The organism is Paenibacillus ginsengarvi (assembly GCF_003626695.1).
Classification (GTDB): domain Bacteria; phylum Bacillota; class Bacilli; order Paenibacillales; family NBRC-103111; genus Paenibacillus_AB; species Paenibacillus_AB ginsengarvi.
The window spans coordinates 74,584-94,538 of the sequence record NZ_RBAH01000026.1 but is presented as its reverse complement, the minus strand read 5'-3'; the positions used below and the strand labels follow the sequence as shown (position 1 = coordinate 94,538).

Sequence of the window (19,955 nt, the reverse complement as noted above, 5' to 3'; positions counted from 1 at the left end):
TATTATATATTTTCAAAGTTTTCCCTCTGCTACGATAAAAACTAATAATGGCATTGGAGATTTAAAAAGGTCACCATTAACATGCTCTATTTTATTGACATCGCGGCTCAAACATTTACCAAGTGGCTCTTCCGTAACGAAATATTCAAAGAAAGATGGAGGCAAATATGAAAATAGAAGTAAAGCTGACTGAAAAAGAACAGGCGTATATTATAAAAAATATGTACCCCCTATATCTTCATGATCTGTCGGGGCACTACGGACTTATCCCAGGGCATATTCCGAACTTACATGGAATTTTTGAAGACAGCAACGATTTTAAAACATTGTCTGATCAGTATGATGTACAAAATACCTGGTGGGAGAAGCCGAAATGCCTATACCCATTTTTAATAACAGTTAATGATCTTCCTGCAGGGTTTGCCCTTATTGCAACTCCGCCGCATTGTGCAAAAGGAGTTGACTACTTTGTTAATGAATATTTTCTGCTCCAACCTTTTCGAGGAAGTGGTATTGCAGAAAATGCTGCAATACAAGTCTTTGAGCGATTCAAAGGGATGTGGGAGCTGTTTACTAACCCATCCGAAAAAAATATCGTAGGGCAAAGGTTTTGGCGTAAAACAGTTTCAAACTATACAAAAGGTAATTATGAGGAAGCATTAGGAACGACTTTTGATGGGCATAAAATGATCTTTAGATTTACCAATGCATGAACTTTACTAGTCTTTTACCAAGGACATTTTATGCGGGAAATTTACATCTATATTGCAGCATCCTCTACCATTACTTTATTGAGAATGATTAATAAGAAATTATAGGGCTTTAATGAAAAAGGTACGAAACCGTGGGTATATACTAGGGACTGAACTAACGGAGTACGAAAGTTAAAAATAGACAAAACGGCAGTCGGCCAGAAGATCGGCTGCCGTTTTCATTAATCTAAATGGCAGGAAAACGTGGTTTCGTTGAAGAAGATGAATCGTTATAAATAATTTCAAGGGAGAAGAGTCATGATTGATATCTTAAAGCTTATTGTGGCCTTAGCTTTGGGCTACCTGTTAGGCAGCCTTAATACAGCGGTGATTGTAGGGAAAATATACGGCAAGGACATAAGAAGCCATGGAAGTAAAAGCGCCGGGCTTACCAATACGCTGAGGGTACTTGGGAAATCTGCTGCGGTGTTTGTTCTTGTGGGAGATATATTAAAAGGGGTAATTGCCTGTTATATAGGCTTGTTCCTTGGCGTTTACTTTTATTCGGGAGAGGCTAAAGATTGTGTAAGCCTTTTAGCGGCAGGCGCAGGAGCAGTTATAGGGCATAACTGGCCGGTATATTTTGGGTTTAAAGGGGGCAAGGGAGCACTTACAGCAGTGGCTGTGTTGTTTATGGTTAACTGGGTTATGGCCCTTTTATGCCTTGGCTTTTTTGTAATAATAGTAACTTTAACCCGTTATGTTTCATTAGGCACAGTATGTGCTACAATGCTTTTCGCGGCTATTTCATTTATTCCTGTTTTTGGGAATACCTTATATTTTTATTTATTTGCATGCCTAATGGCGTTTATGACTATTTTCAGGCACACGGGAAATATAAAAAGACTGCTTTCACGAACAGAAAGTAAGCTTATTCTTTGAACTATTTTATTGAGCCAAAGAAGATAATTGGGTTAAGCTGACGAAAGACGTTAGTTCAATGAAGCAGCGACAGTCTAGGACTTTATTTTCTCGTCCATGGCTGTCGCTGCTTCAACTTCTAGGGCCAGTCTAATACTTTATTTTTCAGTACCAGCAAGACGCCTCCGGGTTATGTATACTGGAGGGGTAATAGTTATTATTTGGGAGATGAGCGAGTTCATGGAACAAACTATGCCGATGGAGCAAAAATGGTTTATCCTATCCAAAGTATTTCAGTCCATACCGCTGTACTTCGCTCATTGGGAAGCAGCGCTGTTCCGCAAAGAGCAGTTGGACGAGCAGTATCGGGAATTGCTCGCTGCATGTATCGCAGCCGATGACGAGAAAAGCTTTACGCTGTTAATGATGCAATTTATGGCGAAGCTAAATAACGGTCATACCGGCTTTTTTCCGAATCTGAAGCAGCGCGGCGAGCCTTTGGGGCTTCACGCAACTCCTGTTCGGGATGCCTGGCTGGTGACGAGAAGTATGCTGGACGGTGTCGTGTGCGGCGACCGGGTTTGTCTGGTGGACGGCCGCAGTCCGGACAATTGGTATGAGGAATTGCAAGCGTATATCCCAGTCGGCAATCCCGAGTCCAAGCGGAGACAGTTGTTCCATATGCTGGCCCTCGTGCTGAACCGTACGTACACGCTTTCAATCGAAGATCGATCGGGCCGGCGTATCGAGCGTAGGGTCGAGAGGGAACAGCTCGGTGAAGCGGGAGGTTCATCTGAGGGGACAACGGGAAAATGGATCGAAGAGGGCCAAATCGCCTACATACGAATTCCGAGTTTCGGCAGTACGGATTATGAGGGAAAGGCGCTGGAGCTGCTCTCTTCGTACGAAGGAGCGCAGGCGCTTATCGTCGACGTGCGAGGCAACGGAGGAGGCAGCACGCCGAGCAAGCTGATTCACAGGCTTATGGATCGTCCGTACCGTTGGTATGCGGAAATGACCCCGCTGCATATCGGCATTCATACGTTGCAAGCCGTGAAGGGCTGGAATAACCAATATTACGATTCCAGCGTGCTGATGCATCGCCCGTATCAGCAGCCGGACGAATCGGCCTACACAGGACGGCTCGTCTTGCTTGCCGACCGCGGTACAGGCTCCGCAGCCGAGGACTTCGTGATGCCTTTCAAGGATACCGGCCGGGCGACGATTGTCGGACAAGCGACTTTCGGTTCCACCGGGCAGCCGTTTTATTATGAATTTACGAACGGCATGTCGTTCAGGATCAGCACGAAACGAGCTTTTCTGCCGGACGGCTCCCCGTTCGAAGGTGTCGGCATCGCGCCGGATATCGAGCTGCTGCCAACCCGCGACGACTTGTATGACGATCGCGATCCGGTGCTGGAAAAGGCACTGGAGCTATGTAAGCTGAACTAATGAATTTGGAGGCTGCCCATGATGGACCTGACGATATTGCGGGAGCATCTCCCGGACATGACGGACATTACGGCCGTAGAGCCGATTCGGAAAGGCTTCTCGCACGACGGCAAGTTTGTGCTGCGCGGCCGGGACGGACGACCGGCTTACGTGCTGCGAACCGCTCCGCTGGCGGAGATGGAGCGCAAGCGGGGAGAATTCGAAATCGTGAGAAAGGTGCATGACGCAGGTGTGCGAACATCGGCGCCGGTACAGTTCGGTACGATGGAGAGTCAGGATATGGTGTACATGATTCTCGGCTATGTCGAGGGAGACGACGCATCGGAAATGCTGCCGGGTCTTACTTCCGACGAGCAGTACCGGGTCGGGCTGGAGGCGGGAGGAGAACTGCGGCTGATGCACCGGCTGGAAGCGCCCGCTATGCGGGAAAACTGGTTCCAACGGCGGCTGGCCAAGCATAAGCGCCAATGGGACCAGTACGTCCGCTGCGAAGTAAGGCTGCCCGAAGAAGGAGCGGTGCTCGCTTTTATCGAGACACACGCCCATCTAATGGAAGGCCGCCCGGACCGGTTTCAGCACGACGATTTTCATCCGGGCAATTTGCTTGTCCGCGGCGGGGCTTATGCCGGAGTCATCGACTTTAACCGGTACGATTGGGGCGATCCATACCACGACTTTTTGAAAATTGCTTATTTCGCCAGAGATGTCAGCATCCCGTTTGCGATCGGGCAAGTCGAGGGATACTTCGACGGGCCTCCGCCGGAGCTGTTCTGGAAGCTGTACGCCTTGTATACGGCGATGATCGTCCCGCCCACAATCACGTGGACGCAGCAGGTCGTGCCGGAGCAGCTCGATTCGATGCTGGAGCGTATCCGGGTCGTGCTGGACGATCATCGCGGGTTTCAAAGCGCGGTCCCGGCGTGGTACAAGCCGTAAAAGCTTAACAGCCGGCTGAGCTGCGGCCTAATCGATCTGCTTCACCGGTTCGTCGAGCACATCGCGCTGAAGCTGCGCCAGTTCGGCCTTGAGCTGCTCCCTGACTTCCGCGTAGGCTGGGTCCGCATAAACGTTTCGCAGCTCGCAATGGTCGTGCTCCAGATCGAACAGCTCCCATTCCGGCGGCCGCGATTCGTCCTTGGACAGTATCGTGCCGAGCGCTTCCGCGTAATAGTAGATCAGCTTGTAGCGATGGGTGCGGATGCCGTAATGCGAGTATACCCGGTGATGCTCGTCGAGGTGCATCCAGTAGCGGTAATACATCGACGTTCGCCAGCCCTCGGGCACGACGCCGTTCCAGATCGGGCGCAGGCTGTGCCCCTGCATGTCCGCCGGAGCCGGAATGCCTGCGTATTCGAGAAAGGTTTGCGCGAAATCGACGTTCAGCGCCATCGCATCCGTTACGGAGCCCGCCCGGATTTCCCGCGGATAACGGACGATAAACGGCATGCGCAGCGATTCCTCGTACATGAAGCGCTTGTCGAACCAGCCATGATCCCCGAGGAAAAAGCCTTGATCCGACGTATAGATCACAATCGTATCGTCGGCGAGCCCTTCCTCATCCAAGTAATCCAGCAGCCGCCCGACATTGTCGTCGATCGAGGCGACGCAGCGCAAGTAATCTTTGATGTATCGCTGGTATTTCCATCTGGCCGTCTCGACCGCGGACAGTCCTTCCGGCGGCTGCCCTTTCGTATCCCGCACCGTCATGTCGGCGATGCGCATGTTCGCCGTCACGGCCGCCTGCGACCGGGTCGCAAAGTCGTCGTAAAACGTCTCCGGCTCGGGAATGTCCTCGTCCTCGTACATATGCTTATGCTTCTCGTCCGGGTCCCACGGACGGTGGGGCGCCTTGTGATGGCACATGAGCAGGAACGGCCGGGATTTGTCCCGCTGCTCCAGCCAGTCCAGGCTAATATCCGCGATCAGGTCGGTAACGTAGCCGGAATACCGTTTGCGCACGCCCATCTCGTAAAAATCCGGCTCGTGGTATTCGCCCTGGCCGTCGATGACGTTCCAATAGTCGAAGCCGGTCGGGTCGGCGTCGCCTCCGTGGCCCAAATGCCATTTACCGACGATCGCCGTCTGGTAGCCGTCCGCCTGAAGCAGCTTCGGAAACGTGGTTTGCCGCCCGTCGAAGCTTTCGTCGATCGCCTTGACGCCGTTCAAATGATTGTATTTGCCGGTTAATATAGCGGCTCGGCTCGGCGAGCAAATCGAATTGGTGCAAAAGCAATTGTCGAAGCGGATGCCTTCGTTTGCAATCCGGTCGATATGCGGCGTCCGGTTGATCTTGCTGCCGTAGCAGCTCATCGCGTGGGACGCATGATCGTCGGACATGATGAACACGATGTTCGGTCGTTTTGCGGAATGTTCGTTCACGTGACGTCTCTCCTTTTATTGGTGTTTTAGCCTTTGACGGAGCCGAGCAGCATGCCCTGATTGAAATATTTTTGCAGAAACGGATAAATGACGAGCAGCGGAACCGCGGTGATGATGACGGCGGCCATCTTGACCGGCGGACCGTATTCGAAGCCTTCGACGACCAGCGTCATCGACGAGTCGGCCGACTCGATCAGCATTTGACGAAGGTACACCTGAAGCGGCCATTTACCGGAATCGTTCAAATACATCAGCGCGTTGAAATACGTATTCCAGTTTTGCACCATATAAAACAGCGTGAATGTGGCGACCGCCGGCATCGACAGCGGCAGCACGATGTTCCAGAACAGCCGCAGCTCGCTGCAGCCGTCCATGCGCGACGATTCCTCCAGCTCGGCCGGGAAACTTTGGAAAAAGCTGCGCATCACGATCAGATGAAACGGGGCGATCGCGCCCGTCAGCCAAATCGACCAATAGCTGTCCAGCAGATGGAACGTTTTGACGATCAAATACGTCGGAATAATGCCGCCGCTGAACAGCATCGTCACGAGCACGATGAAGTTGATCGGCTTCCGTCCGACCAGCCATCGCTTAGATAGCGCATACGCCATCAAGCTCGTCAGCGCCATATTGATCAGCGTGCCGATCAGCGTGATCCAGATCGAGTTGCGGAACGACACGATGAAATTACGCTCGCCCATCAGAAACCGGTACGAATCCAGCGTCCACTGCTTCGGCAGCAGGAAAAATCCGCGCGACAGCACCTCGTGCTTCGTCGCAAACGAGACGACGACGACATACAGAAACGGCAGCAGCACGACCAAAATCCCGATCGTAAGCAGCGTATAGACAGTAACGACAAAGAAACGGTCGGTTCCCTTCGTTCTCATTAGTAGACGCCATCCTCTCCCAGACGTTTGGCGATCGTGTTGGCGGCGATAACGAGAGCGAGCCCGATCACCGACTTGAACAAGCCGACAGCCGTCGTATAGCTGTATTGCCCGGACAAAATCCCGGTGCGGTACACGTACGTATCGAATACGTCGGAGACGTCCAGATTCAAGCTGTTTTGCATGAGCAAAATGTGCTCAAAGCCGATGTCCATCACTTGTCCCAGTCGCAAAATGAACATGATGAGAATGACCGACTTCAGCGCCGGCAGGCTGATATGCAGCATTTGCCGCCATCTGCTGGCGCCGTCGACGACCGCGGCCTCGTACAAGGTCGGATCGACGGAAGCGAGGGCGGCGAGGAAGATGATCGCGCTCCAGCCCGTCTCTTTCCAGATGTTCTGGAACAAATACAGCGGCCGGAAATAGTCCGGGTTCGTCAGCACCTCGAGCCGCTCCCAGCCTTGCGATACGAACAGTTTGTTAAGCGCGCCTTCCTGCGTCGACAGCAGCAGCACCGTCATGCCGACGACGACGACCCACGACAAGAAATGCGGCATATACGTAATCGTCTGCACCGTTTTGCGGAACAGCTTGACCCGGGCTTCGTTCAGCAGCAGGGCCAGCACGATCGGCGCCGGGAAAAACAGAAACAGATTCAAGCCGCTTAACACCAGCGTGTTCCGCATCAGCAGCCAAAAGTCGGCCTCGCCGAAAAGTCGCTGAAAATGCTCGAGCCCAACCCACTCGCTATGCCAAAAGCCGTCGAACGGGTCGTACTCCTGAAAGGCGATCGCGATGCCGCCCATCGGCAAGTAACGGAACAGCAAAAAGTATAAAAGCCCCGGCAATATCATCAAATATAGCGGTATTCCTCTAGCGAGCAGCTTCCGGGTATGACTCATCGTAACAAACGCTCCTTCCCCTCCGGGATGCGAAAAGGGGCCTCGTTACTACCGGCCCCTCCGAATGTGCGGCTACCTTACTTCAGCTTCGCGTACAGCTCGTTCGTTTCTTGAACGATTTTGTCGCCTCCGCCGGACTTCCACTGCTCGATCGCTTTGTCGATCGATTCGATCGGTTCTTGTCCGACGATCGCCTTGACGATGGCGGCGGTCAGTTTTTTGTTGAGATCCGCGCCCGATTTCGAAGACGTTTCCGAGACGAGCCCGGCGGCCGGATCGGTCCAGCGGTATTTTTCCGTCGTGTTGAACCAGCTCAGCACCTTTTGCTCATACGACTTGTCGTCCCACAGGCGGATTTGGATGCCCGGGTCGAAGCGGCGCAGGAACCAGGTGGACAAAATTTGCGGACGGTCTTTGTCGAACGCGTCGAGCTTGACGAATTTGTCGCCTTCCTTCTTGTAGTGGACGCCTTCGATACCGTTTTTGATCAACGTATAACCTTCGTCCGACAAGATGTAATCGAGCAGCTTCATGATGCGCTGCTGTTTCTTCGCGTCGACCTTGCTGTTAACGACAACCTTGGACGTCGATACGATCGTATTGGCGAATTGCAGGCCGGTCGGTCCTTTCGGCGGGTTAAGCTGAACGATATCCGCTTTCGGATCGAGCTTTTGCAGCGTAGGCATCGTTACCGTATATACCTCGTTCGGGTTGACCTCGGCAATGCCGTTTGTGTTGGCCTCCAGCTTGTTCCACGGATCGCGTTCCTTGTTGACGGCAAAGTCCTTGTCCAGTACGCCTTCGGAATAGGCCTTGCGGAGGAACGTGACCAGGTCTTTCCACTCTTTCGCCTGCGTCTGCTGCGGAACGAGCTTCCCGCCCTCTTCCTTCCAGTTGTTCGCCAGACCGAAAGCGCCTTTCAAATAGTCGATGCCGACGATATTGCCGTTCGCGCTGACGGACATGCTGAAGCCGATCGTATCGTTTTTCTTGTTGCCGTCGGGGTCGTTTGACGCAAACGCTTTGGCTACATTGTAGAATTCGTCAACCGTCGTCGGCATGCTCAGGCCGAGCTTCTGGAGCCAGTCATTGCGGACCGACAAGTTGCTGCGAAACGCCGGGGCGTAAATCGGCAGCCCGTATATATGGTCTTTCGGATTCATCAATTGCAAATCCGCTTGCGGGATGCTTTTCGTAATATTCGGGTATTGACCGAGCAGCGGCTTCAGGTCGAGGAACACGCCCTTTTCCTGCCACTTGGCGTACAGGGAGGCGTTCCAGACTTGGAATACGTCGGGGAAGTTGTTGGATGCCGCAAGAACGTTCATCTTCTCGTCGAAGCTGTCGCCCGGAACCCACTGGAACTTCAGATTGATATTTAATTTCTCGTTCAGCCGTTTGATCATGGGATGATCGTCCGGCCATCCGCCTCCGGCCGCCGTGCTCACGAGCATCGTAATATCCATCTTTTCCGTTCCGTCGTCGACGACCGCGGTTTGCTTTCCGCTTGTATCACCGCCGGCATTTTTCCCTTCCGTTCCGCAGGCTGCAAGCGACATGGCGATGAGCGAAGCGGTTACTGTAAGCGCCAACCTTTTTTTCATTGTTGTTCCCCCCATAATATGCTGTTCGAATATCGGGTTCTGCTAGTGGTTAATGGTTTGTGCAGCTTCAGTATAGTCCGTTCCGCCCAAAACCTCCTTATTCGATTTCACGATTTCTTAACGGATTTCACGAACTTTGCCGGGCGATTCGGTGCGATACGGCAAACGGATCGAGACGACGGTACCCCGCCCGGCGAACGAATCGATGCGAATCCCGTAGCCCGGCCCGTACCTCAGCAGCAGCCGCGCGTGCACGTTGGACAGCCCGAGCGAGCCTTGCGGAGCGGAGCCCGTGCCGGGATCGTCCGCGGCTTTCCGCAGCATATCCCGGATATCCGCAAGCTGCGGCTCCGGAATGCCTTTGCCGTTGTCCGCGATTTCGACGACCAGATCGTCCACGTCCCGGTACGCGCCGACGATGATCGCCCCTTCTCCGGCGTTCGGCTCGATCGCGTATTTGACCGCATTTTCCACGATCGGCTGCAGCGTCAATTTCATCGTCAAACAGCTGTAGAACGATTCCGGCACCGATATGGTGCGAATAAACGTCATCGGGAAGCGGAGCCTGACGATCTCCAAATATTTGGACAAAATGTCCAGCTCGTCGCGAAGCGTCACCTCTTCATGGTTGAAACGGGCCGTGTAGCGGTATACGTCCGCCAGGTTGCCGGCCATCGTTTCGATTTTCGGCCTATTGTCGAGGTACGCCATGCTTTTGATAATGCCGAGCGTATTGTACAGCAGATGCGGGTTGATCTGGTTTTGCAGCGCGCGGATCAGCGCTTCCTTCTCGCGGATTTCCAGCTTCATCTCGTTCATCCGCAGGTCGTAGACGGTGCCCATCAGCTGCTGAAGCTGCGACACCATGTGGTTGAAGCTGGCATTCAGCTGGCCGAACTCGTCGCCGCGCTTCTCGACCGGCGCCCGTACGTCGAGATTGCCGGTTGCCGCCTTGCCCATCACGTTTTTGAGAGCGACGACCCGTTTGACGAACTGGTGCGTCATGAACGGCACAAGCATAAGGATGACGACAGTGACGACGGCGAACGCGATCAGAATCGCTTTTTGCACGGCTTTTAAGCCTTCGTCCGTTTCTTCTACCGGAACCATCGAAACGATGTTCCAATTCATTTTGTTCGACTTGTTGATCGATACGAGCCACTGCTCCCCGTTCCATTTTCGCTGAACCGTCTCGGCCCCGTTTGGCAAATCGAGCGATGCCAGCGGCGTTTTCGAGCGTGAGAAGCCAGCCCAGTCGGAACGGGGATGATACACCAGAATATCGTCCGGCGACACGACGAAAAAGAACCCGCTTTTGCCGATTCGTTCTTCGCCGAACATGCTCGGGATGCTTTTCGGCATAATGTCCACGATCAGTCTGCCGACGACCTGGATCGAATCGATATCGAAAATCGGAATGACGAGCGACATGACCGCATACGGCGGCTGCCCCGGGTATTTTGTGAAATGGGTCGGAATAACTTGCGGCTCCGACTCGAACGGCAGCGAAAACCAGAGCTCGTCCGAATACAGCTCCGGCTGGGAATAGTAATAGCTGAACGAAGACACCATGGAACGCTGACGGGACATGAGAAACATCGCCGTAATTTCCGGATGGTTCGTCGACGAAAACTTGCGCATTTCTTTCTCGATCGCCTCGGTCACATCGGATGTTACCCGATCGCTGCGCAAATAACGCTGCACCTCGGTGTTCGCGGCGATGCTGGCCGTGGACGCGATCATCTGCTCGATATAAGCGTTCATATGGAAATTGAAGCGCGAGGCGGCATCGCCGGACATCCGGTTGAAATCGCTGCGGATGACGCTGCCGAAAAAGGAGTTGGCCGCGCCCAAAACGAGCGCCAGTGAGAGCAGATTCACCGCGAGAAAGCCAAGCGTCATTTTCGTACGGAGCGATAACCGTATATTCCGCCGCATGTTAACGCCCCATTCCTTTGCGAAAATCGTTCGGCGTTTTGCCGGTCGCCGTCTTAAACAAACGGTTGAAGTGCGGAAGGGAAACGAAGCCGACCATTTCCGCCGCTTCGTATACTTTGATGTCATCCTCCATCAGCAGCGCTTTCGCCTTCTGGATGCGGACGCCGTTCAGATAGGCGACGAACGGCTGCCCCGTATGCTGCTTGAACAAATAGCCGAAGTAAGACGGGCTGAGCGAGGATAGCTGCGCCATCTTGACCAGTGTCAGCGGCTGCATGTAGTGGCTCGCGATGTAATCGCAAGCGCGGCGAATCGTCTGTCTGATGTTCGGGTCGGCTTCGTCCCGGACGGCAAACGACCAAATCTCCAACAGCCGATGAAAGTACTCCTGTGTCTGCTCGAAGCTGTCCCAGACAGGAGGCACGCCCGGATCGTAATCCGGCCGCATGCCGCGAATGAGCTCGATCCATTTGCCGGAGAAGACGTTCAGCACCGTCTTGCGCGAATTCGGGTGCACCGTCTTGCTTTTGCGCAGCTCTTGTAGGAGCGCATCCAGCTCCTCCAGCCGCTTTTTCGCGTCGCCGTCGGGGAGCCCGTGCAAATAAAACTCCACTTTGCGCAAACAGCCGTTTACCTCCTGCAGCAGACCCAAGCGTTTGAGCGAGCGGCGCAGCGCCTCCTGCAATTCCTCCTGCTTGACCGGCTTGAGCAAATATTCCGATACGCCGAACCGCACCGCCTGCTGGGCGTAAGCAAAATCGTCATAGCCGCTGACGATGATCGGCACGATCGGCAGCCCCGCTTCGTCGATGCCGCGGATGACGTCGAGCCCGTCTCGGCGCGGCATCCGGATATCCGTGATCAGGATGGACGGCCACAGCTCCATCAGCATGTTCCAGGCATCTTCGCCGTCGACCGCTTCTCCGACTACGGTGAAGCCTTCGCCGATCCGCTCGATCATGACCGCCAGCTCGCTGCGCAGCCAATGCTCGTCCTCTGCGATTACAATTTCATACATATGTGCATCAGGCCCCCGTTCACTCGCTCTTAGGTACACATTTTGTACGTAAACGGCAAAGCGTGTCAACTTTTTTTGCATCCGAAACAAGCTCCCGCTTGGAAGCTGCCTATGAAATAATTGCATATTAATAAGGCTTCCCAATTGATTTACAGCTAATTAAAACCTTGTTCCGCACAGTCGTATATGCTACATTCCAATCAAACAATCTGCACCGCTCTTCTGTTTGCGAAGCGAACCGGGGGCGGCCAGCGGAAGGGGAGGGCTGTCTATGAACGAATGGAGAGAGCTAAGCGGGCAATCGAAGCAAAGATGGGAGCAAAACGCCGGCTATTGGGACGACTACATGGGGGAGAACAGTAACCGGTGGCATCGCGAGCTGATCCGTCCGGCGACGGAGCGATTGCTGGATGTGCAGGAGGGCCATATGGTGCTCGATATTGCCTGCGGCAACGGCAACTTCTCGAGAAGGCTGGTCGAGCTGGGGGCGAACGTCGTAGCGTTCGATTACAGTGCGGCCATGATCGAGCGGGCGAAACAGCGTTCCGAGGCGTTTCTGGACCGGATCGACTACCGAACGATGGATGCGACGAGCGAGGAGGAGTGGGCGAAGCTGGCGACCGGGGAGTTTGACAGCGCCGTATCGAACATGGCGCTTATGGATATCGCAGACATTACGCCGCTCGTTCGTGCGCTCGGAAGCTGTCTGAAACCGGGCGGAACGTTTGTTTTCTCGATTCCCCATCCGTGCTTCCGGCCGCCGGGAACGAGAGAAACGTATGAAACCGAGGATCGGGGAGGCGAGGTCATCTCGCGCAGCGTCATCCATATCTCCCAGTACAGCACGCCCGCCTCCAGCGAAAATATCGGCATTCGCGGCCAGCCCGTGCCCCACTTCATGTTTCACCGGACACTCTCGGATTACGTCAGTCTGTTTTGCGGCGTTGGGTTTGTGCTGGACGGGATGGTCGAGCCAACGTTCGCCAAAGGCAGCGGCGCTTCCGGCAAGTTCGAATGGGACGAGATTCCTCCTGCCGTTATTATGCGTTTTAGAAAGGATGATCGTTAAATGCTAATCGATATAAAACCCAGACTTCGCGAAGCCGTCGTCGCCGATCTGATCGGACAAGCCGTGTTTCCCGACCCGGAGGCGATCGCTAGAGCGATAACCTTGTACGAATCGTCCTCCGATCTCGAGCTGTACGGTCTCGAGTTTGAGGGAGAGCTGGTCGGCGCGGTTGGGATTGCGATGCGGGACGGAGAGGAGCTTGTCGTCAAGCATATCGCCGTGTTGCCCGATCAGCGGGGCAAAGGGTTCGGCCGAGACCTGATGGTGGCGCTCATCCCCTTGAAAAATCCGCGTCGCCTCGTGGCGGAAACGGACGAGGAATCGGTCGATTTTTACCGCAGCATCGGCTTTACGATTGAAAGTCTGGGCGAGAAATATCCAGGAGTCGAACGGTTCCAATGCACGTACGAAGTCGATGAGGAGGAGTGAGCCATACGATGGAGCAAAGCGGCCTGGGAAGTGTATCGTTTACGATCGAGCCTGTCACGGAAAGCACACAGGAGCAGGCGAAAGCGGTCGTGCTGAGCGGCATGGAGGAGCATTTCGGCTTTCTTGATCCAACGCTGAATCCGGACCTGGATCATATCGTAAGCAGCTACCTGGAGATGGGCCATACGTTCCTGGTCGGCCGGCTGAGCGAGGATGTCGTATGTACCGGCGCGCTGATGGGCGTCGATGCTGGGACGGGACGACTCGTGCGGATGTCGGTGAGGAAGGAGCATCGCCGGCACGGTTACGCGAGCCGGATGATAGCCGTACTGGAACAACTGGCCGCCGAAAAAGGTTATTCTGCCATGATGCTCAAAACGATCGTTCATTGGACGGACGCGGTAGGTTTTTACGAGAAAATGGGGTATGAGCGAAGCCGGCTCGAGGGCCGAAGCGTAACGATGGTCAAATCGATTCGCCCGGAAGGTTTAAGCGGGTAGCCGAAGTTCGCTTGCGGATGGAGGAGGGAGATCGCCATGCTGGACAAAAGCTTGGAGTATTACCGCGTCATCATGAAGCGCGAGCCGGGAACGCCGATCCCGGCGGCCGAGCTGCCGGAAGGTTTTTTCTTTTCGATGTACCGGGAAGGGGACGAGCTTGCCTGGGCGGAGATCGAAGCATCGGTGCAGGAGTTTGACGACGTGGAGGAAGCGGCGACCTATTTCCACGAAAATTACGTTCCGTATGCGACCGAGGTCGTGCGCCGCACGCTATTCATCCAGCGGGAGGACGGCAAAAAGGTGGCGACGTTCACCGCCTGGTGGAACTATACGGGCCGCCGCCGTCATCCGTTCATGCATTGGGTCGCCGTCAAGCCGAGTTATCAGGGACTCGGGCTGGGCAAGGCGATCATCGCCCGAGGCGTCAAGCTGATGACCGAGCTAGAGGGCGACTGCACGATGTACATTCCGACGCAGACGTGGAGCCACAAGGCGATCCGGCTGTACCGCTGGGCCGGCTTCGAGCTCGAGCTGAACGAGCCGGAGCCGGGCGGCGTCATCAATCAGACGAAGCAGGCGCTTGCGCTGATCAAGCATTTGATCTGAACGGAAATGGCTTATTCGCGAATAATCTCCGCAATGCGTGCGTTCGGATTGTTTTGGAACACGCCGCCGTGATAGCAGACGACGGTTTCGATATCGAAGCTCGTCAGTTGCCGAAGCGATAACTTCGCTTGCTCGATGTCGTAAGCGTATTGCGGCGGAGGTCCGTAAAGCTGACCGTCTACGACAATCATCGCGTCGCCGGCGATAAGCGTTTTGCTCGGCTTATGGTACAGGCTTATATGTCCGGGCGTATGGCCCGGAGTGCCGATGACAACGAGCCCTCCGTATTCAGCCAGCTCTTCCCCGTACGTCAGGACGCGATCGACACCGGCGCGCGGCGGATGCTCAAGCGTATGCCTGAACTTCTGGCGCCATTCGTCCGGCACCTCCGGAGGCATCGACGCCACCGCTTTCGCAATCGCCTCCGGCGTCAATTTGGCCAGCGGCTTTTCGCCTTGAATATACGGCTTCTCGACCTCGCTGGCGTTTACTGCGATCGTTCCGGGCGACAGGGCGACCAGCGCCGGCAAGGAGCCGATATGGTCCAAATCCTGATGGGTGATAATAATCCGGTTCAGCTTTTCGAGCGAAAGCCCGGCTTCCGCAAACGCTTGGCGAAACAGGTCGAGCTGCCCCGGGTACCCCGTGTCGATAAGAAGCACCTGCTCCTCATCCCACAGCACGGCGGGATAAATCGTCTCGGTTCTCCCCATCATCACTGATGTAATCGGCAAAGCGGCAATTCCATTTCCAATCCGCATCCTAAAAAACCTCCCAATCGTAAACTTGGAAAAGACCCCGTACAGAAGCTTTTCAAAGTGTATCAAATCGGAAGGTTTATGTAAATCTTATAAAATTATATCATACCACAAAAATAATTATTTGTCAATATTTTTTTGGGCGGCGATTTGGCTGGCGGCTGCAGCTATTCACTGTGGGAAAGATAACGGTCCAAAATACGCCTGTGGCTCCCGACAATCGTCTCGGGAAGCTCGTCTTGCGGAAAGTAACGGAAATCGAGCGATTCCGTGAGGTCGACGACCAGCTCGCCGCGCGCCTCCCGGGTGCTGTATGCAATCGTTACGGCATAAAATTCGTCGCCGTTCGGAGCGGTGATAAACGACTGCGGCCCGGAAAAGACGTCGATCAGCTTCAGCTCCCCGATCTCCAGCGACGTTTCCTCGAATACTTCGCGGCGCGCCGTATCTTCGGCCGATTCGCCCAGCTCCATCAGTCCGCCGGGCAAAGCCCATTTCCCGGGCGGATGGATACGCTGCTGAAGCAGTATGCGATTTTGCTCGTCGACAATGACGACGACCGCCCCGACCAGAATAAGCGGACGATGTCCCACAAGGGCCCGCAGCTCCTCTATGTATCCCATTCCCGATCCCTCCGTTTTGCAAGCTATCATCCTGCTAGTGTATCAAATATAGGACTGGCTGAGAAGGGAGCGGAGATCCTTCAGGAGCGCGAGCATACCTTTGGCCAGGACCACCGGGGGTATTCCTGATTTTGACTAGATGTGTGGTAAACTAGGGGATATGTTCCAGTCAATGAATCCATGCAGAAGAGCGAGAGGGGAGCGGCCTATGCATCAAGTTGTATTGATTCGTCACGGACAAAGCGTGTGGAACTTGGAAAACCGGTTTACCGGCTGGACCGATGTCGATTTAACGGAGCAAGGCTTGATGGAAGCGAGGAGAGCGGGCGGGCTGCTGAAGGCAAACGGCTTTACTTTTGACGTCGCCTATACGTCTGTGCTGCGGCGGGCGATCCGGACGATGTGGATCGTGCTGCACGAAATGGAGCTGACCTGGATTCCCGAATACAAGTCGTGGATGCTGAACGAGAGGCATTACGGCGCGCTGCAAGGGCTGAACAAGGCGGAAACGGCGGCCAAGTACGGAGAAGAGCAGGTGCAGCTGTGGAGAAGGTCGGTGCAGGTCAGACCGCCGGCGATGGACGAGAGCGACGAGCGGTATGCAGGCAGCGATCCGCGCTACAAACATTTGGCGAAAAGCGACATTCCGCTGACCGAAAGTTTGGAGGATACGGAACGGCGAGCGCTAATTTATTGGCACGATAACGTTGCGCCGGCGATCTGGAGCGGGCAGCGGGTGCTCATTGCCGCTCACGGGAATACGCTTCGCGCGATGGTCAAATATTTGGACCGCATCCCCGGCGACGGTATTGCTGGTCTGGACATTCCGACCGGCGTCCCGCTCGTGTACGAGCTGGACGATGATTTGAACGCGATCCGGCACTACTATTTGGGCGCGGAATGAGAACCTGTAACCCGGGACGAGGCTCCTGGAGGAACAAAATGTCAAATAATTTCTCCATTTGGTCATAGCCTGCGGCTATGATCGTTTCTATAATTGGCAAAGTAAGCGCATTAATTGTTGAAAATGGTTCATAGTCTTCATGTGGCGGTATGTAAAGTACCGTCATCGTTTTTAACTTTGTTGAAACGTTTCAACTCAAATAGTTATTAATTTAGCACTGGAGGTTATTACATGAAACGTCTGTCAGCGATCGGTTTAACGGTATTATCCGCATCGACGATACTTGCGGCTTGCAGCGGCGGCAGTGGGAGCGGAAGCGGCGCGAATAACGAACAAGCCCAAACGTCCGGAACGCAAGCCAAAAGCAAAGAGCCGGTAGAGCTCGTCTTCTATTCGCCGCAGTCGGGGCGCACGGTCGAGCAGTTTATGAAGGAGCGCGGCAACGATATTCAAGCGAAATTCCCGAATTACAAAATCAAGTTCGTCCAGTACGCCAAAGGGACGGAAACCGCCGATCTGATCGCCTCCGGCCAGCCGCTTGACATCATCATGTCGACGACCTCCACGATTAACGAAATCGTCGATTTCGGGCTGCAGTACGATATATCCGGTCTGATCAAAAACAGTAAATACGATCTGGGAAGGCTGGAGCCATCCGTCGTCCAGTTCATGAAAGATTTCTCCGGCGGCGGGATGTACGGTTTGCCGGTCAGCACCGATATTTTCACCCTATTTTACAATAAAAATCTGTTCGACAAGTTCGGAGTAACGTATCCAAAGGAAGGCTCTAGCTGGGACGAAATTTATGAACTGGCCAAAAAAATGACGCTGATCGACGGGGGAACGCAGTATTACGGATTGACGATGTCCGTAAGCCATATGCTGAACAATAACCAGCTGTCGGCACCGAACTATGATCCGAAGACGGACAAGGTAACGATTGAGGAAGACAAGTATAAGTCAGTGATGAATCAGTTCTCGAGATTTTTCACACTGGCGGGCGAAGATAAAGCGAAGGATATGATGTCCAAGTGGCAGGACCTGTTCCGCAAAGATCAAACTGCGGCGATGATGGCGTGGTATGGCGTCGGGTTGCTGGATACGCCGGTCGGCTTCGAGTGGGACGTCATCTCGATGCCGTACTTCAAGGAAGCGCCGAATGTCGCCCCGCAATACGTGCCTTCGTATATGGAGATCGCGTCAATCAGCAAGCATAAGGAGGAAGCGTTCGAAGTGCTCGCTTATCTCACCTCCGACGAGTACCAGATGAAGAAATCGAAGGAAGGCGTACAGACAGTATTGAATAACCCGGACGTACGCAAGGCGTTCGCGCAAAACCAGGAAAGCTACAAGGGAAAAAACTTGAAGCCGTACGCTCCGGAAAAGGCAGCCGCCATCACGCCTAAGGATAAGTTCAGCAGCATAGCCGGAGGAAAAGCGTATACGGCGTTTCAAAAAGTCGTCTCGGGTCAAAGCGATCTCAATTCCGCGCTTCGGGAAGCGGCCGAGGCGGCGAAGCAGGAAATCGAGGCAGCCAAAGTTAAAAAGTAAGGTTCACCGAACGAAAAGAGGCCGCCGGTGCGTTGCTGCGCCGGACGACCTCTTTACTTTTCGTAGTCAGATTAAGCTTCCGCCTGCGCGACGCTGCGCTCTTCCGCTCTTTGGCGCGACCTGGATAAAGCACGCGAACGCGATAAGCCGAGCGACAAGGCGGCGGTCAAGGCGGCGACGGCGACGCCGGCCGCTCCGATCCAACTGACGGCGGACAGCGATACGCGTTCCACGACGATTCCTCCGATCCCCGCTCCAGCCGCCATCGCCAGTTGCAAAATCGAGCTGTTCAAGCTGAGCATAATGCCCGACGCTTCGGGAGCGAGCGTAATCAGATGGTATTGCTGCGTAGGGCCCGACGACCAAGCCGAGAACGACCAGAGCATGAGCAGCGGGAATACGATAACTGCGGAATGGGCCGTTAGCGATAACAGTACGAGTGCCGCCGTATGAAGCAGCATGCCGCCGACCAGCGTCCGGGCGACGCCCCATTTGTCCGTGCCGAAGCCCCCGAGCTTGGAGCCGATCAGGCTGGCGATGCCGAAGGCGAACAGTCCGGCGCTCACCATTTTCTCGCTCATGCCGGTAACCGAGAGCAAAAACGGCGAAATGTACGTATAAGCGATCGAATAGCCGGAAATCCAGAAAAACGTAACCGACAGCGCGATGGCGATTTTCGGCTGCTTCAGTATGGCGAGCTGCTCGCGAAGCGGCGTCGGTTCTTCTCCTTCCGTTCGAGGAATGGTCAGTGCGATGATAAGAATCGCAACGAGTCCGAGCGCGCCGATCGCTCCGAACGTCGTTTTCCAGTCGTAGGCCGCGGCTACGACCCTCCCGATCGGGACGCCGACGATCAAGGCAGTGCTGAAGCCCATGACGACCGTCGCTATGGCGCTTCCTTGGCGGTCCGGAAGGGCCAGCTTAGACGTTACGGTGAGCGAGGTTACGACGAAGACGCCTGCGCTCAGGGCGATTACGATTCTCGAGAGAACCAGCGCACCGAAGCCCGGCAGTGCGAGTGCGATCCCGTTACCGACCACGAAGACGGCAAGCGAATAGATAAGCAGCTTCCGCCGCTCCATACGGGAAGTGGCGGCCATCAGGAACGGGGTGCCGAAGGCGTAGGCGAGCGAAAAGACGGTTATGAGCTGGCCGGCGGCGGCCACGGTCACTCCGGTGTCGGCGGCGATTTTATCGAGAATGCCGGCGATCATAAACTCGGACGTCCCGACGAGAAAGCTGACGACGGCGAGCATGTAAATTTTCCAACTGTTTGACATAAAGTGCTCCTCTCCATGATCCATCCATTAGTCCTATATTTCTAAAAATATCGAAATATCGAGCAAAAAAATTACACCAGCAAATAAGGCGCATATTTCGCCGCCAATTCGCGGTTCACGCTGTAATAAATATACGTGCCGTCCTTGCGCAGATTGAGCAGGCCGCTATCGGTAAGCTGCTTCAGGTGATGCGACAGCGTCGAGCCGGCGACGGATTCGAGCTTGCCCATAATATCGGAGCAGCACAAATTTTGTTCCTCGGTGAGCAGCAGGGCGATTTTCAAACGGGTAGGCTCCCCGAGCGCCTTATACACTTTGACCGCCTGCAAAATGTCCGCGTTATCGTTCCCCATGCCGATCCCTCCTTGCCTGCTCGCTATTTCTATACATTTCGAAATATAGGGTAACACATTTCTCGCCGCCTGTAAACGGTGTA

20 protein-coding genes are annotated in these 19,955 nt (G+C 54.4%); 10 read left to right on the top strand and 10 right to left on the bottom strand.

What is annotated here, in order from left to right:
* Positions 1-167 precede the first annotated feature (167 nt).
* The 4 genes from D7M11_RS28050 to D7M11_RS28035 all read left to right on the top strand — a co-directional run bounded on the left by D7M11_RS28050 (position 168) and on the right by D7M11_RS28035 (position 4,001).
* Positions 168-713 carry a GNAT family N-acetyltransferase gene (locus tag D7M11_RS28050; RefSeq protein WP_120750580.1) on the top strand — a complete coding sequence of 182 codons (546 nt, stop codon included), beginning with the start codon at positions 168-170 and terminating at the stop codon, positions 711-713.
* Between the two features lie 297 nt (positions 714-1,010).
* Complete coding sequence (gene plsY / locus D7M11_RS28045) at positions 1,011-1,634, top strand: glycerol-3-phosphate 1-O-acyltransferase PlsY (RefSeq protein ID WP_120750579.1); 624 nt, start codon at positions 1,011-1,013, stop codon at positions 1,632-1,634.
* A gap of 219 nt (positions 1,635-1,853) precedes the next feature.
* On the top strand, positions 1,854-3,065 hold the full coding sequence (locus tag D7M11_RS28040; protein ID WP_158606873.1) for a S41 family peptidase: 1,212 nt from the start codon (positions 1,854-1,856) through the stop codon (positions 3,063-3,065).
* A gap of 18 nt (positions 3,066-3,083) precedes the next feature.
* Positions 3,084-4,001, top strand: coding sequence for a phosphotransferase family protein (locus D7M11_RS28035; protein WP_240041338.1), 918 nt, complete (start codon positions 3,084-3,086; stop codon positions 3,999-4,001).
* A 27-nt stretch (positions 4,002-4,028) separates the two neighbouring features.
* On the opposite strand, the gene D7M11_RS28030 is transcribed toward D7M11_RS28035, so the two are convergent.
* From D7M11_RS28030 to D7M11_RS28005, 6 genes are all read right to left on the bottom strand, one after another.
* Complete coding sequence (locus D7M11_RS28030) at positions 4,029-5,444, bottom strand: sulfatase family protein (RefSeq protein ID WP_240041337.1); 1,416 nt, start codon at positions 5,442-5,444, stop codon at positions 4,029-4,031.
* A gap of 26 nt (positions 5,445-5,470) precedes the next feature.
* A complete protein-coding gene (locus tag D7M11_RS28025) occupies positions 5,471-6,334 on the bottom strand; it encodes a carbohydrate ABC transporter permease (protein ID WP_120750576.1) in 864 nt (287 codons plus the stop codon).
* Positions 6,334-7,239, bottom strand: a complete 906-nt coding sequence (locus D7M11_RS28020; RefSeq protein ID WP_120750575.1) for an ABC transporter permease — start codon at positions 7,237-7,239, stop codon at positions 6,334-6,336. The genes D7M11_RS28025 and D7M11_RS28020 overlap by 1 nt, the downstream gene beginning before the upstream one ends.
* Before the next feature lie 77 nt (positions 7,240-7,316).
* Positions 7,317-8,843: an extracellular solute-binding protein gene (locus D7M11_RS28015; RefSeq protein WP_240041336.1), complete on the bottom strand. Its 1,527-nt coding sequence runs from the start codon at positions 8,841-8,843 to the stop codon at positions 7,317-7,319.
* A gap of 117 nt (positions 8,844-8,960) precedes the next feature.
* Positions 8,961-10,781 carry a cache domain-containing sensor histidine kinase gene (locus tag D7M11_RS28010; protein WP_158606872.1) on the bottom strand — a complete coding sequence of 607 codons (1,821 nt, stop codon included), beginning with the start codon at positions 10,779-10,781 and terminating at the stop codon, positions 8,961-8,963.
* Between the two features lies 1 nt (position 10,782).
* Positions 10,783-11,799, bottom strand: a complete 1,017-nt coding sequence (locus tag D7M11_RS28005; protein ID WP_158606871.1) for a response regulator transcription factor — start codon at positions 11,797-11,799, stop codon at positions 10,783-10,785.
* A 271-nt stretch (positions 11,800-12,070) separates the two neighbouring features.
* On the opposite strand from D7M11_RS28005, the gene D7M11_RS28000 reads away from it, so the two are divergent.
* From D7M11_RS28000 to D7M11_RS27985, 4 genes are read left to right on the top strand one after another with little or no spacing between them, the layout of a single operon-like run.
* Complete coding sequence (locus D7M11_RS28000; RefSeq protein WP_120750571.1) at positions 12,071-12,868, top strand: class I SAM-dependent methyltransferase; 798 nt, start codon at positions 12,071-12,073, stop codon at positions 12,866-12,868.
* Positions 12,869-13,297, top strand: coding sequence for a GNAT family N-acetyltransferase (locus tag D7M11_RS27995; protein WP_120750570.1), 429 nt, complete (start codon positions 12,869-12,871; stop codon positions 13,295-13,297).
* A gap of 8 nt (positions 13,298-13,305) precedes the next feature.
* Entirely contained in the window at positions 13,306-13,797 is a 492-nt protein-coding gene (locus D7M11_RS27990) for a GNAT family N-acetyltransferase (protein ID WP_120750569.1), read from the top strand.
* Between the two features lie 36 nt (positions 13,798-13,833).
* The gene (locus D7M11_RS27985) at positions 13,834-14,403 is read left to right on the top strand and encodes a GNAT family N-acetyltransferase (RefSeq protein WP_120750568.1); all 570 of its coding nucleotides are present in this window, start codon (positions 13,834-13,836) and stop codon (positions 14,401-14,403) included.
* An 11-nt stretch (positions 14,404-14,414) separates the two neighbouring features.
* On the opposite strand, the gene D7M11_RS27980 is transcribed toward D7M11_RS27985, so the two are convergent.
* The gene (locus D7M11_RS27980; protein ID WP_120750567.1) at positions 14,415-15,164 is read right to left on the bottom strand and encodes an MBL fold metallo-hydrolase; all 750 of its coding nucleotides are present in this window, start codon (positions 15,162-15,164) and stop codon (positions 14,415-14,417) included.
* 164 nt (positions 15,165-15,328) lie between these two features.
* Positions 15,329-15,784 carry an NUDIX hydrolase gene (locus D7M11_RS27975; RefSeq protein ID WP_120750566.1) on the bottom strand — a complete coding sequence of 152 codons (456 nt, stop codon included), beginning with the start codon at positions 15,782-15,784 and terminating at the stop codon, positions 15,329-15,331.
* 208 nt (positions 15,785-15,992) lie between these two features.
* Between D7M11_RS27975 and gpmA the strand changes: the two genes are divergently transcribed.
* Both gpmA and D7M11_RS27965 read left to right on the top strand, forming a co-directional pair.
* Positions 15,993-16,688 (top strand): 2,3-diphosphoglycerate-dependent phosphoglycerate mutase, encoded by a 696-nt coding sequence (gpmA, locus tag D7M11_RS27970; RefSeq protein WP_120750565.1) that lies wholly within the window; start codon positions 15,993-15,995, stop codon positions 16,686-16,688.
* A gap of 231 nt (positions 16,689-16,919) precedes the next feature.
* Complete coding sequence (locus D7M11_RS27965) at positions 16,920-18,239, top strand: ABC transporter substrate-binding protein (protein WP_120750564.1); 1,320 nt, start codon at positions 16,920-16,922, stop codon at positions 18,237-18,239.
* 71 nt (positions 18,240-18,310) lie between these two features.
* Here D7M11_RS27965 and D7M11_RS27960 read toward each other — a convergent pair whose 3' ends face one another.
* Together D7M11_RS27960 and D7M11_RS27955 are read right to left on the bottom strand one after the other, a co-directional pair.
* Entirely contained in the window at positions 18,311-19,519 is a 1,209-nt protein-coding gene (locus tag D7M11_RS27960) for an MFS transporter (RefSeq protein WP_120750563.1), read from the bottom strand.
* A gap of 71 nt (positions 19,520-19,590) precedes the next feature.
* The gene (locus D7M11_RS27955; protein ID WP_120750562.1) at positions 19,591-19,872 is read right to left on the bottom strand and encodes an ArsR/SmtB family transcription factor; all 282 of its coding nucleotides are present in this window, start codon (positions 19,870-19,872) and stop codon (positions 19,591-19,593) included.
* Between the last annotated feature and the right edge of the window lie 83 nt (positions 19,873-19,955).

What these genes read in the sequence shown, in the direction of transcription:
- D7M11_RS27975 (WP_120750566.1), bottom strand. Translation starts at nt 15,784, where the DNA reads ATGGGATACATAGAGGAGCTGCGGGCCCTTGTGGGACATCGTCCGCTT.
- D7M11_RS28025 (WP_120750576.1), bottom strand. Translation starts at nt 6,334, where the DNA reads ATGAGAACGAAGGGAACCGACCGTTTCTTTGTCGTTACTGTCTATACG.
- D7M11_RS27960 (WP_120750563.1), bottom strand. Translation starts at nt 19,519, where the DNA reads ATGTCAAACAGTTGGAAAATTTACATGCTCGCCGTCGTCAGCTTTCTC.
- gpmA (WP_120750565.1), top strand. Translation starts at nt 15,993, where the DNA reads ATGCATCAAGTTGTATTGATTCGTCACGGACAAAGCGTGTGGAACTTG.
- plsY (WP_120750579.1), top strand. Translation starts at nt 1,011, where the DNA reads ATGATTGATATCTTAAAGCTTATTGTGGCCTTAGCTTTGGGCTACCTG.
- D7M11_RS28040 (WP_158606873.1), top strand. Translation starts at nt 1,854, where the DNA reads ATGGAACAAACTATGCCGATGGAGCAAAAATGGTTTATCCTATCCAAA.
- D7M11_RS28035 (WP_240041338.1), top strand. Translation starts at nt 3,084, where the DNA reads ATGATGGACCTGACGATATTGCGGGAGCATCTCCCGGACATGACGGAC.
- D7M11_RS28020 (WP_120750575.1), bottom strand. Translation starts at nt 7,239, where the DNA reads ATGAGTCATACCCGGAAGCTGCTCGCTAGAGGAATACCGCTATATTTG.
- D7M11_RS27985 (WP_120750568.1), top strand. Translation starts at nt 13,834, where the DNA reads ATGCTGGACAAAAGCTTGGAGTATTACCGCGTCATCATGAAGCGCGAG.
- D7M11_RS27995 (WP_120750570.1), top strand. Translation starts at nt 12,869, where the DNA reads ATGCTAATCGATATAAAACCCAGACTTCGCGAAGCCGTCGTCGCCGAT.
- D7M11_RS28000 (WP_120750571.1), top strand. Translation starts at nt 12,071, where the DNA reads ATGAACGAATGGAGAGAGCTAAGCGGGCAATCGAAGCAAAGATGGGAG.
- D7M11_RS28005 (WP_158606871.1), bottom strand. Translation starts at nt 11,799, where the DNA reads ATGTATGAAATTGTAATCGCAGAGGACGAGCATTGGCTGCGCAGCGAG.
- D7M11_RS28050 (WP_120750580.1), top strand. Translation starts at nt 168, where the DNA reads ATGAAAATAGAAGTAAAGCTGACTGAAAAAGAACAGGCGTATATTATA.
- D7M11_RS27990 (WP_120750569.1), top strand. Translation starts at nt 13,306, where the DNA reads ATGGAGCAAAGCGGCCTGGGAAGTGTATCGTTTACGATCGAGCCTGTC.
- D7M11_RS27980 (WP_120750567.1), bottom strand. Translation starts at nt 15,164, where the DNA reads ATGCGGATTGGAAATGGAATTGCCGCTTTGCCGATTACATCAGTGATG.
- D7M11_RS28015 (WP_240041336.1), bottom strand. Translation starts at nt 8,843, where the DNA reads ATGAAAAAAAGGTTGGCGCTTACAGTAACCGCTTCGCTCATCGCCATG.
- D7M11_RS27955 (WP_120750562.1), bottom strand. Translation starts at nt 19,872, where the DNA reads ATGGGGAACGATAACGCGGACATTTTGCAGGCGGTCAAAGTGTATAAG.
- D7M11_RS28010 (WP_158606872.1), bottom strand. Translation starts at nt 10,781, where the DNA reads ATGCGGCGGAATATACGGTTATCGCTCCGTACGAAAATGACGCTTGGC.
- D7M11_RS27965 (WP_120750564.1), top strand. Translation starts at nt 16,920, where the DNA reads ATGAAACGTCTGTCAGCGATCGGTTTAACGGTATTATCCGCATCGACG.